Raw genomic sequence first — 15,280 nt, 5'->3', positions numbered from 1 at the left:
GCCGCCGCGGCGAAGCGAGTTCCTGCTTGATAGCCTGTTTATGAACAGCCGGCCCTTCTCAATGGAGCGGCCGTTGGTAGAAGAAGACCCCTTTCCCGACAGGAGGGGGTTTACTGAATGTTTACCCAATAAAGAACACGTTTCATCTAGCACGGTTCATCAACTACTGCAATTTATATTTTATTTCGATTTCCCTGGTAATTGCACCGTTCCAGCCGGCAATGACCCGCAACGACATATACCCGGTGGCGGCAACCGTATAGGTGCCGCTGGTGCTCAGTTCGCCGATGGCGGGATAATAGCTCCTGCAGGTGGAGCCGCCGCCGTACGTCCCGCCGCCGTCTTGGCACATTATCTTCAGCCGGGCCGCTGACTCGGCCGAGTAAAGGGCCTGGGCCGACAGGTAATCTTCAGAGGAACTGATTGAATTAATCGCAACAAGGCGGCTGATCAGGGTACCGAACAGGGCCAGAATCACGATGACGAAAAGCGCGGCGATCAGGCTGAAGCCGTGTTGTTGTTTTTGCTCAGGGTGCATTGCGGATGTGAAACTCCTTGTGAAACTGGACCGATTGCCCGTTTTTGACCACAGTGAACTTAAGCGAGACCATCCCGCTTCTGCCCAGGGCCCCGGCGGAATAGGTAAACTCGGCCGCGGTTACGTTCTCGGCCAGGGGGATTTCGCTTGCCGTTGAAAAATCGCCGGGCCCGTTTTCATCCACCTGGTCCCACGAACGGTAAATGGTCTGCCGGGTGTCGTCCCAGCGGTAGCGGACCGCCTTGTCGACCAGATAGTATCTCCCGGCAGGTGAGCTTTTATTGACCTGGCTGTCAACCGCCATGGCCGGCGGAGTTGTGCCGGTTACCCGGTACAGCCGGGCGCCGCTGTTAAAGTCAGTCCATTTCCTGTTGTACACCGAGATGATCCAGCCGACCTGCGGGGTTGCGGCGGCGGCGGCATCGGTCAGCGTTGCGGTGGGGAAATCGGCCTGCTCCTCGGTGTACCGGCCGAAGCAGTTGTTCTGCTCCATTGCCGCTTCATTTATCAGGCCAAAGGTGATCCGGTCGTTCGGTTGACTGATGGTCTCGACCTTCACCGTATTGGGCACGGAGTTGCGGATTTCCCGTTGGATACGGGTCAGGGCCAGGTTGCCGGTCTCATATATCTCCATTCTCGCATCCGAGGCGCTGAATCCGATAAAGAGTTTGCTGATGAATCCGGCGCCCATGGTACCCAGCACGGCCAGCAGTACCATGACCATGATCAGTTCGATCAGGGTGAAACCGTTTCCAGGAGACAGGAGACAGGAGACAGGAGACAGTGAACGGATGACGGATGGCGGATGACACCGGTCCGAGGCCGTATTATCTCTGTTCGTGTTGTTTATCTGTTTGTTTTTGTTACGCATAAGTTGTACTTTTCACCAATCACCAAGAACCAAAAACATTACTATCAAAAATTACACGACACGGCGACAAAGGTGTAAACCTGGCCGGTGGGCGACTGGACCTGGACAACAATTCTTTTACTGTCCGTGGAATCGGCTGAACCCTGGCCGCTGGAGGCCGGGGTTGTTCTGGTGATGTCGGTCACCGCCGTGCTGCTGGCAATATAGTCGATTTCCACCCAGCGCTTGAAGCCGGGGAAGCTGACAGTGGCCCCGGCCTGGTCGGTAAAGGTCCCGTCCTCGTAATTGCCGCCGGCAAAGTTCAGATAGTTGTAATCATCCACATCGTCCCAGGTGGTCCGGTCCGCTGCTGCGTCGCCGTCGGCAATATCAAGGCCGATGGCGCTGGCAATCCTGGTTGTTTCGGTGGCACAGTCCAGGGTGTAGGTCGCATTGCCGCGGCCGGTGCCGCTTTCCGTTGCCGTGCAGACAGGACCGCCGCCGATGGGGGTGTTTTCATCCCAGCGCTTGGCCAGGATCTCGTCCATCATCGCCTGACCCAGGGCTATGGACCGTTGCCGGATCATGGGGTCCGGGCTGCTGGTGATTGCCTGGAAAAACGGCACAATGATCAGGGAGGAAAAACCGAGGATGACAATGGTCATCACCAGTTCGATCAGGGTGAAACCTCTGTCCTCTGTCTTCTGTCTTCTGTCTTCTGTCACGGGCATGCCGCCCCCCGGAGGACATAACCGGTTTCCCGGCAGACTGATACCGGAATCGAGTCGCTGCCTATCCGGAAGGTTACCGTGGCGGTCAGGGGGCTGCCGGTGGTGGTGTCGATCGGTTCGCCGTAGCCGTTGAAATAGACCGAGGCCGCGGTGATTGAGACGTTTTTCAGCAACGGATAGGTCCGGCTGCCGACCGGATCATCGATAATCCCGGGAACGGCAACGGTTTCGGAGCTGTCGGCCCGTTCGATTGTGTATTTGTTGCCCTGGATGCTGATGCCCCAGGCCCGGGTACTGCTCTCAAAGCTTCTGGTCATGGCCACATGCTGGGCAAAGCGGACCGCCCGGGTGAATTCCAGCACCGCGGCCTCCTGTTCCATGCCCTGGGGCCATTTTATCGCCACGGTCACCCCGAGCAGACCCAGGATCACGATCACCATCACCAGTTCGATCAGGGTGAAACCAGAAGACAGAGGACGGCGAACGGAGGACAGAGGACAGAGGACAGTGGACAGTGGACGGACGACGGACGACGGACAACGGATAACGGATAACAGAGAACGAAAGATGGATGGCGGATGACGGACGGCCGAGAGCGGATGGCACCGGTCCGAGGCCGTATTATCTCTGTTCGTGTTGTTTATCTTTTTGTTTTTTCTATACATAAGTTTATACTTTATCTGTCTTCTGTCTTCTGTCTTCTGTCTTCCGGTTATCTCAATATCTCCCGCCAGTTGATGATCCGGTCGTTGCCGCGAAAGATGCCAAAGGTGGCGGTGGAGGTGGCGGCGGGCAGCCAGGCGCCGTTGCTCTCTTCGCTGACCGTCACGTCGACACTGCCGTTGTTGCCGGCCCCCGGCGCCTTTAGATAGAGGTTGAAGTCACCGGCCGCCGGCGGCTCCTGAAACTGTTTTGCAACCGGCCCGGCCACAGCGCAGCCGGCATTGCTCGCCCCCGGGCTGCCGGTGTCCTGGACGCAGGTCTCGCCGCTGGCCAGGTTGTCACTGTAGCTGCCCAGGGTGATGCTGGCGGAGGTGCAGCTGTCGGCGCTATTGGTGCTGAAGCCGGTCGCAGTGTAGTACTGGACGGTGAGCGGCACGGCCAGGTCGTCGGTCTCCGGGCCGTAACTGTTTAAAATATTGAACCGGCCCCAGCGCAGTTCGGTGCCGCTGATATTGGCTTTGGTAAAGCTGTCGCAGGTCAGGTCTGGTTCGGCGTCGTAGCAGGCGCCGTCGCTGTCGGTCAGGTCGGCCGCGTTGAGGGAGAGATCGACCAGGGCATTGAACGGGGTGGTGGCCGCGGCCGGCCGGCTGTAGGTAAGGGAAGTTGAGCTTACGGTCAGGGTGCCGAAGCCGTCATAGTCATTGATATTGCTGAAAACAGCGCTGCCCGGGGTCGGGACAGCGAGGGTCGGGGTGGCGCCCACCTGGTCGGCATAGTTGCCGGCCGCAAGGGTGGGGGCGGCCAGGTTCCAGAAATCCTCGGCCGTGGTGTTGCCGCCGCAGTTGCTGGTGGTGGCGTCTGCCGCATTGCGGGCCTCAATGGTGAAGACCGGGTCAACACCAAAGCCGAACGGCTGGGCCTGGTAGGTGAAGCTGCCGGTGGCGCAGCCGTGATTAAACAAGGGGCTGTTGACCGACAGGACATACCGGTAGGGGTAAAATCTGCCGATATTAGCGCTGGTCGATGCGGGAATGACGTCGCCGGCAGTGAGATAGGCGGGCGGGTCGGCGGTAAAGGTGAAGACCCCGACCTCGCTTATTGTCTGGTTGTTGATGGTGTGCTCCCCGGAATCGGCTGCTGCCATGTTAAACGCATTGATCCCGACGGTACCGTTGTTGCCGCCTGACGGCGATACCAGGTTCGGGCTCAGCGCGATATTGTCCAACCGGAAGTTGGGGGTGGTACTGTTGCCGGTGCAGAAGTCGGTGTCTGCCTCCCCGGCGGTCTCCCAGCCGACCCCCTTGATCTTGAGGTTGAAGCTGGTGCCGGCCTTTTTGAACTTGGAACATGTGCCGTCGCCCGCGGCGCAGTCCGCATCAATGTCGTTGCTGTACACGCAGAGCCCGGCCGGCCGGGTTACAAAGGAATTGCTGGAGCCGGTCATGTACTTGCCCGAGGGGCTGCCGTTGTCCAGGGGGATGTTATAGCGGGCATGGAGCTGGATCCGGCCGGCATCGGGATAGTTGTGGGCCAGGGTCGCCTTGGAGCCGGCCCCGAACCGCAAACTTACCGGGGTGTAGCCGGCAGCGCCTGCGCCGCCGTTGTCATTGCTGGTGGTGATGGCGGTGGTCACCGCGTTGTTGATCACCCTGACCTGGTTGCCGCTGCAGCCGGCCGGAGCGAGGCATTCAGCCCCCAGTTGCACGCTGACATCAGAGCCGCTGGCAAAGATCGGCTGGCAGACGGTGGGATCGTCATCCGAGGTCCGGATCGCCTGCAGGCTGATGGTCCTGGCGTTGGGCGCAATATCCGAGTCCTTGCCCGCGATCTGGGTCGGGATCGTTGTGTTGGCGTCGCTGTCGTTGTAGAACCGGAAACCGGACGAGGCAAAAACGATGCTGCTGTCCTCGGAGGGGTCCTCGCTGTTGGTGCCATCGCTGATATTGAAGTTGACTGACTCGGGATCACCAGCCGGGTTGGTATAGTTGAAGGCCAGAACAACGTTGCTTTCGCTGCCCGGAAAGGTATAGGTTCCCCCGCCGTCGCCCGGAACGGGATCGTTCAAGCTGCCGGAACCGGTCACTACCCGGGCCCAGGTGCCGCGGCCGGTGGAGGTGGACAGGGTGATCACCGTGCTGTTGGCCGGGGCAACCGCGCCATGGGCGACGTCATGAGCGGTGATGGTGATCGGGTCGGCCAGGCAGGTGATGCCGGTGGCGTCATGGGAGATGGCGTAATGATCCACCGAGACAAGCCCGCAGGGGCAGCTCCTGGCCGTGCCGTCATAGTTGTTGCCGGCCAGCTGGTTGGCATAGATGGTGGCGATTTCCGCGGCCGGCAGTTCCCCGGTAAAGATCATCACCTCGTCGAGCATCCCGGAGAAGCGATACCCGGAGTTGGAGGTCGCCCCGCCGATCCTGGCCCCGGCATTGACATAGGCGTTGCCGTTGTTGGGCGAGCCCTGCAGCTGACTGATGGCCCGGGCCACGCCGTCGATGTACAGCTTGTTCAGGCTGACGTCGCCATTGGTGAACACCGCGACGATATGGTGCCAGCCGTTGGCCAGGGTGGCGGTGGCGTTGGAGATCCCGTACACGTCGCTGTTAAAGGTGTTGAACCCGAACCGGTCGCTGGTGAGCCAGAGATCGTATCGGTTCCAGCCGAATGGCATCACGCTGTTGCTGCCGTCCCAGTTCATCCAGAAACTGACCGTGGTCTGGTCGCCGGCCGTGGTCGAGACCGGCAGTCCGGTCAGATCCACGGCCCCGCCGCTGAAGCTGCCCACCCGGCAGGTCCGGCCGGGATCCTCGCTGGTGGTAACGGTGCCAGTGGGGCTGCCATGGTAGTTGCCGGTCGAGTCGATGACCTGGCCGCTGCTAAAATCGCATTCGTCAAGATGATAATCAGCCACGGGAATGCTGCATGAAGTACAGGAACTCCTGGTCTCGGCCTTGATCGCGGCCAGGGCCGCTGCATCGAGGCTGGCCGGGTAAACCCGGACCTCATCCACCTCGCCGGTGAAATAATTGTCAATATGAAGGGAGGCGCCCACGGTGAAGGGACTGTTGGCAGCGTTGTCAATATTGCCGCCGCCGCTCCAGGTGGTGGTGTCGGTGTAGGTGGTGTCGTTGATGGTGGCGGTCACCGTGCCGTTGTCATAGGTGATTGCCACAAAGGTCCACTGACCGGTCTGGATGGCGCCGGCAACCCCGAGGTCGGCGTATGAGTCCCGGCCCTGGGTATCGAGATAGAGATGCAGGGTGCCGTTGGGGTTGACCCCGATCTCGATATTGTCGTTATAGAGATCCGAAGCCTTGGCAATAAAGGTGTTGGCGGTCTGGTGGTTGGTTACTCCGGCGGTGAGAACGGTGGGTTTCAACCAGGCGGTGATGGTAAAGGCGTTGCTGGTGGAACCAAAGACCGTGTTGAGAATATCGCCCATGTCAACATAATCGCCGATCCCGTCAAAGGTGCCGGCCCGGCAGAGTTTGCCGCTGGCAATGGTATCGGCATTACCGGCCCTGGTCCCGTGCAGGGAGCCCTGGGCATCGATCACCTCACCGCTGGTGCCGTTCCAGGAACACTCGTCGAACCGCCATTCAGCGGCCGGGCTGACGCAGGAGGGGCATTGGTCCTGGGTCTCGGCGTACAGGGTGGCCACCTCGGTCCCGCTCAGTTCACCGTTGTAGATCCGCACCTGGTCGATATAACCCTCGAAATCCTGGCTGATGGCAAATCCGTTGCCAACGCTGTCCTGTTCCTGGCCGATGATCAGCCCGCCCGGGTCAATGGCAACAGCAGCGGTTGTGCCGATGGCCGCGCAGCCCTGCAACGCGCCGTCCCGGTAGATGCAGTTGCTGGTCCCGCTCCGGGTCCAGACCAGGTGGTGCCAGGCGTTATCCGCGATATCGCTGATAGCGATCGTGGCTGAGCTTCCCTTGATAAAGGGCATGAATTGCGTGCTGCTGTTGAGCCACATCAGCATCTCGTTGGCCTGGGCGGAGTTGGCCCCGGAGAGAATGGCCTGGGAACCGCTGTTACCGGTTTTGATCCAGGCCGAGACCGTGAAGTCGGTAAGCCCGTCCGCGGCCCGGTTGTCCAGGCCGACATAATCAGTGATGGAGTCGGCGGTGAAATCGCCGGCCCGGCAGAACCTGGCCGTGGTGGAGGTGGTGGCGTTATTGGCAACCCCGTGATAGTTGTTGCCCCCGGAGTCAACCACCTCGCCGGCCGTACCGTTCCAGGCGCACTGGTCAAAATGATAATCAGCCCGGACCGTGGTGCAGATGGCGCAGCTCCTGGAGCTGCCGTCATAGTTGTTGTCTGCCAGCTGGTTGGCATAGATGGTGGCGATTTCCGCGGCCGGCAGTTCCCCGGTAAAGATCATCACCTCGTCGAGCATCCCGGAGAAGCGATAGCTGGAGGTTGATGTCACCCCGCCGATCCTGGCCCCGGCATTGACATAGGCGTTGCCGTTGTTGGGCGAGCCCTGCACCTGACTGATGGCCCGGGCCACGCCGTCGATGTACAGCTTGTTCAGGCTGACGTCGCCATTGGTGAACACCGCGACGATATGGTGCCAGCCGTTGGCCAGGGTGGCGGTGGCGTTGGAGATCCCGTACACATCGCTGTTAAAGGTGTTGAACCCGAACCGGTCGCTGGTGAGCCAGAGATCGTATCGGTTCCAGCCGAATGGCATCACGCTGTTGCTGCCGTCCCAGTTCATCCAGAAACTGACCGTGGTCTGGTCGCCGGCCGTGGTCGAGACCGGCAGTCCGGTCAGATCCACGGCCCCGCCGCTGAAGCTGCCCACCCGGCAGGTCCCGCCGGGGTCCTCGGTTGAGGTCACGCTGCCGGAGTAGGTGCCGGGGTAATTGCCGGTATCATCGCTGGCCGGGCCGGTTGTATAATCGCACTCGTCAAGATGATAATCAGCAATCCTGGTCAACACCGAGAACGAGGCGTTAAAGGACCGGGAAAAAACCAGGATCCCCGCGCTTTCAGTCGTGTGGTCTCTTTCGCCGTCCAGCAGATCCTCGTCAATCTCCAGACTTATCCGGCTGGACTCGATATTGGGGCTGCCGCATCGCCTGAGCCAGCCGCCATCGCCGCCGTCGCGCCTGTTCTGGGTACCGATCACCAGGGGGATGGGGCTGTAGCTGTTGGCGAAGTTGACCCAGGTGCAGTTGCCGGTGATCGCATCGGACGAGACCAGGGCCTCGTAGGTGACGCTGGAGCCGCCGTTGTCGGTGAAACTGCCGTTGGCGCCGTTCCGGACGGCAAGATAGGCAATGGTCTCAACGCTGCCCACCGAGCCGGTGGATGTTTCCGCCCGCTCCAGGGCCAGTTGGAAACCGGTTGTGGTGACCGACTGGATGGTGGTGGTCATCCATGGCACCGAGGCGGCCCCGGGTACCCCGGCGGACTCGTTGTTCATGGTCTGAATCTGGGCCAGGATGGCCGGCGCGGCGCTGAAGCCGCTGCTGAAACTAACCGTGTCCCAGCCGGTGCCGGATAGATTTTTGCCCTGATAGGAGGTGGTGGACAGGGTGCCGGCCTCCAGGACGGTGCCGTCCGGCAGCTGGTTCAGCCCTGCTTCCACGGCAAGGTAATGGACCGTTGTCGCCGGCTGGCTGCCGTCCTCGTTGGGTGGCTCCACCTGGGCCGCCTCAAAGCCGGTGGTGGTGACGTTCCGGACCCGGACCGCCGCGGGGCGGGAGTTCTCCGCCGCGGGAAGGATGAAGATAAGCGGGGTGGTTGCATATGTCTGTTGCAGGGAGACGGTGCTGAAGGAGGTGGAGCCGGTGCTGACCGCCGGCAGGGTTATTTCCCCGGCCTCCATTCGCCAGGCCAGGGCAATGGCAGGGAAGAGAGATGTAATAAAAAAAAGTGCGGACAGCAGGAAGATGCTGAGAACGGCTGGTTGGGAAAGGGGGGATCTGGAGCTGTGCTGGTTCATCATTTTCCCGGAAATTATTATTACGCCGTAACCGTTCAGATACCCATATAGTATGTTTTGCGGGAAAAGTTAAGGGGGAACGGTTACACAGTCCCCGTGGTCAGCCGCTGGCGAGTCGTCCGCAAGGGGCGGAGAGTTCCAGAAGTTCGGCAAAGCTCCGGGCCCCATATATCCTGCGCCGCATCCCGGCGCTTTTGGGGATCTCTTTCAGATATCGACCGGCATGATTTTTCAGGCCGGCCAGTTTTCGGTCAACATCCAGGTATCGGGCTGCCAGTTCAAGATGGCGGTGCAACCCGGACAGGCGAAGGGACAGGGTGTCCGGCCGGTCCCGGGAAGAAAAGATCCAGGGGTTGCCCAGGGCGGCCCGGCCGACCATCACCCCGTCGCAGCCGGTCTGCTCGATCATCGCCAGGCCGTCTTGACGGCAATGAATATCGCCGTTGCCGATCACCGGTATTGAGACCGCCTGTTTTACCGCGGCGATTATCCGCCAGTCGGCCCGGCCGGAAAAGCCCTGGGACCAGGTGCGGCCGTGGATAGTGACCAGCCGGGCCCCGGCATCTTCGGCCATCCGGGCAAAATCCGGCGCGGTTTTCATTGACTCGTTGCAGCCGCTCCTGATCTTGACGCTTATCGGCAGCCTGCTGTTGGCGCGGACCGCGCTGATAATTTTTGCGGCCAGCTTCGGGTTGCGCATCAGCGCGGCGCCGGCCCCCTTTCTGGTCACCTTTTTAACCGGGCAGCCCATGTTGATGTCGATCATGTCAATGGGGAGATCGGACAGGATGGCCGCGGCCTTGCCCATGATTTCGGGTTCAGCGCCAAAGAGCTGGAAGGCCACCGGCCGCTCGGCCTCAACCGTGGCCAGCATGGCCAGGGTGTTCTTCTGGCCAAAGACCAGGCCGTGGCAGCTGATCATCTCCGAAAAACAGAGGCCGGCGCCGTATTCCCGGCACAGGAGCCGGAAGGGCAGGTCGGTATACCCGGCCAGGGGGGCAAGGACAAAGGGGCTGCCCAGGGAGAGATCGCCGATCTTCATCCTCAGTTCTCTGTCCTCTGTCCTCTGTCATCCGTCCTCTGAACCACCGTGTCCATGGTTCGTTCGTAGATCCTTTCCGCCAGCTCGTCGGCCAGGATGGCCAGGGCGTTGCGGCGGTTGTCCAGGGTGGCGGCCGGCGTTGCCCCGATGGCATAGGACCGGTTCAGCGGTTGCCGGTCCTCCTGCCAGAGGATCGCGCCGCTGCCGGCATCCCGCAGGGCGTAGCGGACAACAAGGGTGGCCGACACCTCCCGGGCCTGGTTGTTGGCGTCAAAGGCGGCGCCGGGCAGGGAGATGGCCAGGATTTCACCCTCCAGCACCAGGTCGGCATTGTCCCCAGGGGGAACGATTTGGATCCTTGAGGCCCGCTTGAACCAACCATGCAGGCTGCGCTGGAAGGTGGATTCCAGTCCCAGTTGGTTGGTCCGGTTGGCCCAGACAGGCAGGTGCAGGGTCTGCCAGGACCGGGAGAAGTCGCCGCTGCCGAGGTACGGATTGCGGTAGCCGCATCCGGAAAAGAGCAGAAGCGGGACCAGAAGCAGAATCAGAAAGGCAAGATGGCGATTATGCACGGCGTGTTCCCCTGGGAATGTTTTCTCCGCGGTCCGGCTCAGGCGACCAGGTTGACCAGCCTGTTCTTGACCACGATGATTTTTCTGACCTCTTTGCCGGCCAGGAACTTCTGTACCTTGCCGTCGGCCAGGGCCATTTCCTTGATCCGCGCCTCGGTGATCCCCGGCGCCACCAGCAACCGGCTGCGCACCTTGCCGTTTACCTGCAGGACAATGGTAAGCTCCTCTTCCCTGGCCGCCAGGGCATCGAACTCCGGCCAGGGCTGCGCGGTCAGCGGCCTGGTATGGCCGGTGGCCTCCCAGAACTCCTCGCTGAAATGGGGGACAATGGGTGCAAGCAGCAACAGCAATGTTTCCAGGGCCTGGCGGGTGACGGCCGGGTCAACAGCGGCCCGCTCCGGGGTATTGTTTCCGGTCAGGGAGCCCAGGGTGTTGACCAGTTCCATCATCGCGCTGATCGCGGTGTTAAAGTGAAAGTCATCATCCATGTCATTGCTGACCTTGCGGATGGTCTGGTGGGTCTTCCGGTGCAGGGTCCGGCTGGCCTCGTTCATCTCAACGGGCAGGGGCGCTGTCTCGGCCTTAAACAGGTCAAGATGCCCCTGGATGAGCCGGAATACCCGGTTCAGGAAACGGAAGGCCCCTTCGACCCCCTTGGCGCTCCATTCCAGGTCCCGCTCCGGCGGGGCCGCGAACAGGCTGAACAGGCGGACGGTGTCGGCCCCGTATTTTCTGATCAATTTATTGGGATCCACCACGTTGCCCTTGGACTTGGACATCTTGGCGCCGTCCTTGATCACCATCCCCTGGGTGAGCAGATTGGCAAAGGGCTCGTCCACGGAGAGATAGCCGAGATCGCGCAGGGCCTTGGTAAAGAAGCGGGCATAGAGCAGGTGCAGGATCGCATGCTCGATGCCGCCGATGTACTGATCAACCGGCAGCCAGTGGTCCACCGCCTCCCGGCGCAGGGGGCCGTCGCTGTAATCCGGGCAGGCGTAGCGGGCAAAGTACCAGGAGGATTCCACAAAGGTATCCATGGTATCGGTCTCCCGCCGGGCCGGGCCACCGCAGGCCGGACAGCTGGTTTGGTAAAAGGATTCAAGGGTATGGAGCGGCGACCGGCCGCTGGGGTCCAGTTGGATATCAGTGGGCAGGAGTACGGGCAGGTTCTCCTCCCGTTCCGGCTGCACGCCGCACGTCTTACAATGGATCATCGGGATCGGCGTGCCCCAGAAACGTTGTCTGGAGATGCCCCAGTCCCGCAGCCGGTAGGTGGTGCGGGCCCGGCCAAAACCCTTGCTCTCGGCATCATCGATGATCGCCGCCTTGGCCTCGGCCGACGGCAGACCGGAGAAGCGGCCGGAATTGGTCAGGATGCCGGGTTCCTCATAGGCCGCGGTCATGGTGTCCGGGCTTGATTCTTCATCAGGCGGCCGGACCACCACCCTGACCGGCAGCCCGTACCTGGCGGCAAACTCGAAGTCTCGCTGGTCATGGGCCGGCACTGCCATCACCGCGCCGGTGCCGTATTCCATCAGCACGAAGTTGGCCACATAGATCGGGATCTTCTCGCCGGTAAAGGGGTTGATGCAGTAACGGCCGAGAAAGACCCCCTCCTTTTCCAGTTCCTCTTGCGGGTCTTTTCGCTGCAGCGCCAGCCGGGTCTGGTGGACGAATCCGGCAACCTGTTCTTCCTGATCCGTTCCCCGGCTCAGGCCAACCAGCGGGTGTTCCGGGGCGATGGACATGAAGGTGACCCCGAACACCGTGTCCGGCCGGGTGGTGAAGATCTTCAAGAACTCGCCGGAACCCTGCACCGGGAAGTCCGCTTCCAGGCCCTGGCTCCGGCCGATCCAGTTACGCTGCATGGTGAGCACCTTTTCCGGCCAGCCGGAGAGGGTGTCGCAGCCGGCCAGCAATTCGTCGGCATAGTCGGTGATCTTGAGAAACCAGCCGTGCATCCGGCGCGGCGCCACCTGGCTGTCGCAGCGCCAGCAGGACCCGTCGATTACCTGTTCGTTGGCCAGCACGGTCCGGCAGGACTCGCACCAGTTGACCGTGGTCATCCTGCGGTAGGCCAGCCCCTTCTCGTACATCCGGATGAAGAACAGTTGTTCCCAGCGATAGTATCCCGGGTGGCAGGTGGCCATTTCCCGGTCCCAGTCATAGCTGAAACCCATCCCCTTGAGCTGGACCTTCATCTCGTTGATATTGGCATAGGTCCATTCAGCCGGATGGGTATTGTGTTTGATCGCCGCGTTTTCAGCCGGCAGTCCAAAGGCGTCCCAGCCCATGGGGTGGAGCACGTTGAAGCCGCGCATTCTTTTATAGCGGGCGATCACGTCGCCGATACTGTAGTTGCGGACATGACCCATATGGATCTTGCCCGAAGGGTAGGGGAACATCTCCAGCAGGTAGTACTTGGGCCGGGCCGGGTCCTCGTCCGCCCTGAAGGTCTTTTCCCGGGCCCAGCGGGCCTGCCATTTGGCCTCAATGGTCTTGAAGTCGTAGCGTTGTTTTCCAGAGGTGGTGCTGTTGCCCATGGTGCAGTCCTTGATGCCTTTGGAAGAAAAGGTTGTTCGGTACGGCAGGGGTCGCTTTCCGTTTATCCGGATTCACCCTTGTATCCCGGCGGCGGCTCCTGGTAGGCGCGATTTTCAAAGGTTGTGATTTCCTTCATAAAGGTCAGTTCAAATTTACCGGTTGGCCCGTTCCGTTGTTTGCCGATGATGATTTCGGCAATGCCGCGTTTGGGGTTGTCCTCGGCCTGGTTATAGATCTCGTCCCGGTAGATGAAGCAGATGAGATCGGCATCCTGCTCAATGGCCCCGGACTCCCGGAGGTCGGAGAGCTGCGGCCGTTTGTTGGGCCTTGACTCCAGGCTCCGGTTGAGCTGGGACAGGGCAATGACCGGGAGGTTAAGCTCCTTGGCCATCGCCTTGAGGGAGCGGGAGATCTCGCTGATCTCCTGTTCCCGTCGCTCGGCCGCGGCCCGGCCGCGCATCAGCTGGAGATAGTCCACCACCACCAGACCGATATCGTGCTCGGATTTCAGCCGCCGGCACTTGGCCCGCATCTCCAGTACGGTGATGGCCGGGGTATCATCGATATGGATCGGCGCATCCTCGAGCATGCCGCTGGCCCGGGTCAGCTTGGGCCAGTCGGAGTCCTTGAGAAAGCCGGTGCGCAGCCGCTGGGAGTCCACCCGGCTAACCGAGCAGAGCAACCGCATGGCCAACTGCTCCTTGGACATCTCCAGACTGAAGATCGCCACTGGAACCTTGCTCAACATGGAGGCGTTCTGGGCGATGTTCATCGCCAGGGCGGTCTTGCCCATGCTGGGCCGGGCCGCCACAATGATCAGGTCCGAGGGCTGGAGCCCGGCGGTCATCTTGTCGAACTCGTCGTAGCCGCTGGGCACTCCGGTGATCAATTCCTTACGTTCGGCAAGTTTTTCAATGTGTTTGAAGGTGAGCGGGATGATCTTGCTCAATGGCTGGAAGGCCTGGCCGCTCTTGGAACGGGAGATCTCGAAGATATGCTGTTCCGCCTCGTCCACCAGGTTGTCGATATCGCCCTGCTCGTCATAGCAGCGGGCCGCGATCTCAGTGGAAACCTGGATCAGCCGGCGGAGAATGGCCTTCTGCTGGATGATCTTGCCGTAGTGGACGATATTGGCCGACATTGGCACGATATCGGTGAGCGAGGCCAGGTAGGCGGGCCCGCCTACCTGGTCCAGCTTGTTCCAGTCCCGGAGGATATTGGTGACCGTGATCAGATCCTGGGGCTCATTTTTCTCGAACAGGGCCACCATGGCGGAAAAGACCGCCTTGTGGGAGTCCCGGTAAAAATCTTCCGGCACAAGGACTTGCAGAACCTTGACCAGGGCCCCTTTCTGCAGGAGGACGGAACCGAGAACACATTGTTCCGCCTCCAGATTCTGGGGCGGAAGTCGGTGCAACGAGGAAATGGCTTTGGTTCCTGTTTCCATGGTCCCGGAATTGTTCTTTTTGTAAAAAAAAAGGTGGCGGTCCCGCCATGCCGAGATCGGCCCGGGATCACAGCCACCTTGGGAGCGCGGGCCTGCCGGGGGGACTTACTCTGCTTCCAGCGGCACGACCCGGACCGTAATCTCGGTGGTCATCTGGAAACCGACCTTGACCGGGACCTCGGTGTCGCCGATGGACTTGATCGGATCGGCCAGGATGATTTTTTTTCTATCCAACTCCACCCCGAGTTCAGCGAGTTTCTCGGCAATATCAGCCACAGTGACCGAGCCGAAGAGCTTGTCCTCTTCACCGACCCGATGGGCAATGGTGAGCACGGTGCCGGACAGTTTCCTCGAAAGGGCCTCGGCCTGGTCGCGCTGCCGTTGCTTGCGCGCTTCAATGGCCGCCTTTCCCTGGTTGAGAATGGCCAGGTTGGCCTTGTTCGCCTCTGCCGCGATCTGTTGCGGAAGGAGATAGTTGCGGGCATAACCAGGCTTAACATTGACGATGTCGCCTTCCTCGCCCAGGGTATCAACGGTTTTTTTCAGTATAACTTCCATGATTCGAGGTCTCCTTAACTATAATCTCAGGATGATTAAATGATCATCCTGCCTTTTTCCAACGCCGGGCCTGCCGAATAGCGTTCGAGATGCCAGACACCTTTATATGAAAATCGCCATCAAGCGCCGGCCTTGCCGTGCCGGAGTGACGCCTTTCATTGTAAACATTCAGTAAACCCCCTCCTGTCGGGAAAGGGGTCTTCTTCTACCAACGGCCGCTCCATTGAGAAGGGCCGGCTGTTCATAAACGTAACCGTTCACCGGGGGTACGGATTTATGGTAATCTCATGCCCGTAAGCGTTCACCAGTGGCTTAGATTCGTTCATTTGGGACTGCGAAGCATACTGGTGCTATTCGAGCAGGCCAAAATGGGCGA

10 protein-coding genes are annotated in these 15,280 nt (G+C 60.6%); all 10 read right to left on the bottom strand.

The window, feature by feature from the left end; genetic code table 11:
* Positions 1-163: 163 nt before the first annotated feature.
* On the bottom strand, positions 164-538 hold the full coding sequence (locus L3J03_10475) for a hypothetical protein (GenBank protein ID MCF6291404.1): 375 nt from the start codon (positions 536-538) through the stop codon (positions 164-166).
* Positions 528-1,409: a prepilin-type N-terminal cleavage/methylation domain-containing protein gene (locus L3J03_10470; protein MCF6291403.1), complete on the bottom strand. Its 882-nt coding sequence runs from the start codon at positions 1,407-1,409 to the stop codon at positions 528-530. The genes L3J03_10475 and L3J03_10470 overlap by 11 nt, the downstream gene beginning before the upstream one ends.
* Before the next feature lie 44 nt (positions 1,410-1,453).
* Positions 1,454-2,119 (bottom strand): type II secretion system GspH family protein, encoded by a 666-nt coding sequence (locus tag L3J03_10465; GenBank protein MCF6291402.1) that lies wholly within the window; start codon positions 2,117-2,119, stop codon positions 1,454-1,456.
* Positions 2,110-2,559: a hypothetical protein gene (locus L3J03_10460; protein MCF6291401.1), complete on the bottom strand. Its 450-nt coding sequence runs from the start codon at positions 2,557-2,559 to the stop codon at positions 2,110-2,112. Before L3J03_10460 ends, L3J03_10465 begins: the two co-directional genes overlap by 10 nt.
* A gap of 272 nt (positions 2,560-2,831) precedes the next feature.
* Entirely contained in the window at positions 2,832-8,744 is a 5,913-nt protein-coding gene (locus L3J03_10455; protein ID MCF6291400.1) for a hypothetical protein, read from the bottom strand.
* Positions 8,745-8,841: 97 nt separating this feature from the next.
* Positions 8,842-9,783 carry a tRNA dihydrouridine synthase DusB gene (dusB, locus tag L3J03_10450; protein ID MCF6291399.1) on the bottom strand — a complete coding sequence of 314 codons (942 nt, stop codon included), beginning with the start codon at positions 9,781-9,783 and terminating at the stop codon, positions 8,842-8,844.
* A 2-nt stretch (positions 9,784-9,785) separates the two neighbouring features.
* Positions 9,786-10,355, bottom strand: a complete 570-nt coding sequence (gene lptE / locus L3J03_10445) for an LPS assembly lipoprotein LptE (protein ID MCF6291398.1) — start codon at positions 10,353-10,355, stop codon at positions 9,786-9,788.
* A gap of 38 nt (positions 10,356-10,393) precedes the next feature.
* Positions 10,394-12,898, bottom strand: coding sequence for a leucine--tRNA ligase (gene leuS, locus L3J03_10440; GenBank protein ID MCF6291397.1), 2,505 nt, complete (start codon positions 12,896-12,898; stop codon positions 10,394-10,396).
* A gap of 62 nt (positions 12,899-12,960) precedes the next feature.
* A complete protein-coding gene (dnaB, locus tag L3J03_10435) occupies positions 12,961-14,346 on the bottom strand; it encodes a replicative DNA helicase (GenBank protein ID MCF6291396.1) in 1,386 nt (461 codons plus the stop codon).
* 105 nt (positions 14,347-14,451) lie between these two features.
* Positions 14,452-14,904, bottom strand: a complete 453-nt coding sequence (rplI, locus tag L3J03_10430; GenBank protein MCF6291395.1) for a 50S ribosomal protein L9 — start codon at positions 14,902-14,904, stop codon at positions 14,452-14,454.
* Positions 14,905-15,280 lie beyond the last annotated feature (376 nt).

Source organism: Desulfobacterales bacterium, from assembly GCA_021647905.1.
Lineage (GTDB): Bacteria > Desulfobacterota > Desulfobulbia > Desulfobulbales > BM004 > JAKITW01.
This window is presented reverse-complemented; position numbering and strand designations above follow the sequence as displayed.

Excerpts from the sequence above, each read along its gene's own strand:
- L3J03_10475 (MCF6291404.1), bottom strand. The coding sequence starts at position 538 with ATGCACCCTGAGCAAAAACAACAACACGGCTTCAGCCTGATCGCCGCG.
- L3J03_10470 (MCF6291403.1), bottom strand. The coding sequence starts at position 1,409 with ATGCGTAACAAAAACAAACAGATAAACAACACGAACAGAGATAATACG.
- L3J03_10465 (MCF6291402.1), bottom strand. The coding sequence starts at position 2,119 with ATGCCCGTGACAGAAGACAGAAGACAGAAGACAGAGGACAGAGGTTTC.
- L3J03_10460 (MCF6291401.1), bottom strand. The coding sequence starts at position 2,559 with ATGGTGATCGTGATCCTGGGTCTGCTCGGGGTGACCGTGGCGATAAAA.
- L3J03_10455 (MCF6291400.1), bottom strand. The coding sequence starts at position 8,744 with ATGATGAACCAGCACAGCTCCAGATCCCCCCTTTCCCAACCAGCCGTT.
- dusB (MCF6291399.1), bottom strand. The coding sequence starts at position 9,783 with ATGAAGATCGGCGATCTCTCCCTGGGCAGCCCCTTTGTCCTTGCCCCC.
- leuS (MCF6291397.1), bottom strand. The coding sequence starts at position 12,898 with ATGGGCAACAGCACCACCTCTGGAAAACAACGCTACGACTTCAAGACC.
- dnaB (MCF6291396.1), bottom strand. The coding sequence starts at position 14,346 with ATGGAAACAGGAACCAAAGCCATTTCCTCGTTGCACCGACTTCCGCCC.
- rplI (MCF6291395.1), bottom strand. The coding sequence starts at position 14,904 with ATGGAAGTTATACTGAAAAAAACCGTTGATACCCTGGGCGAGGAAGGC.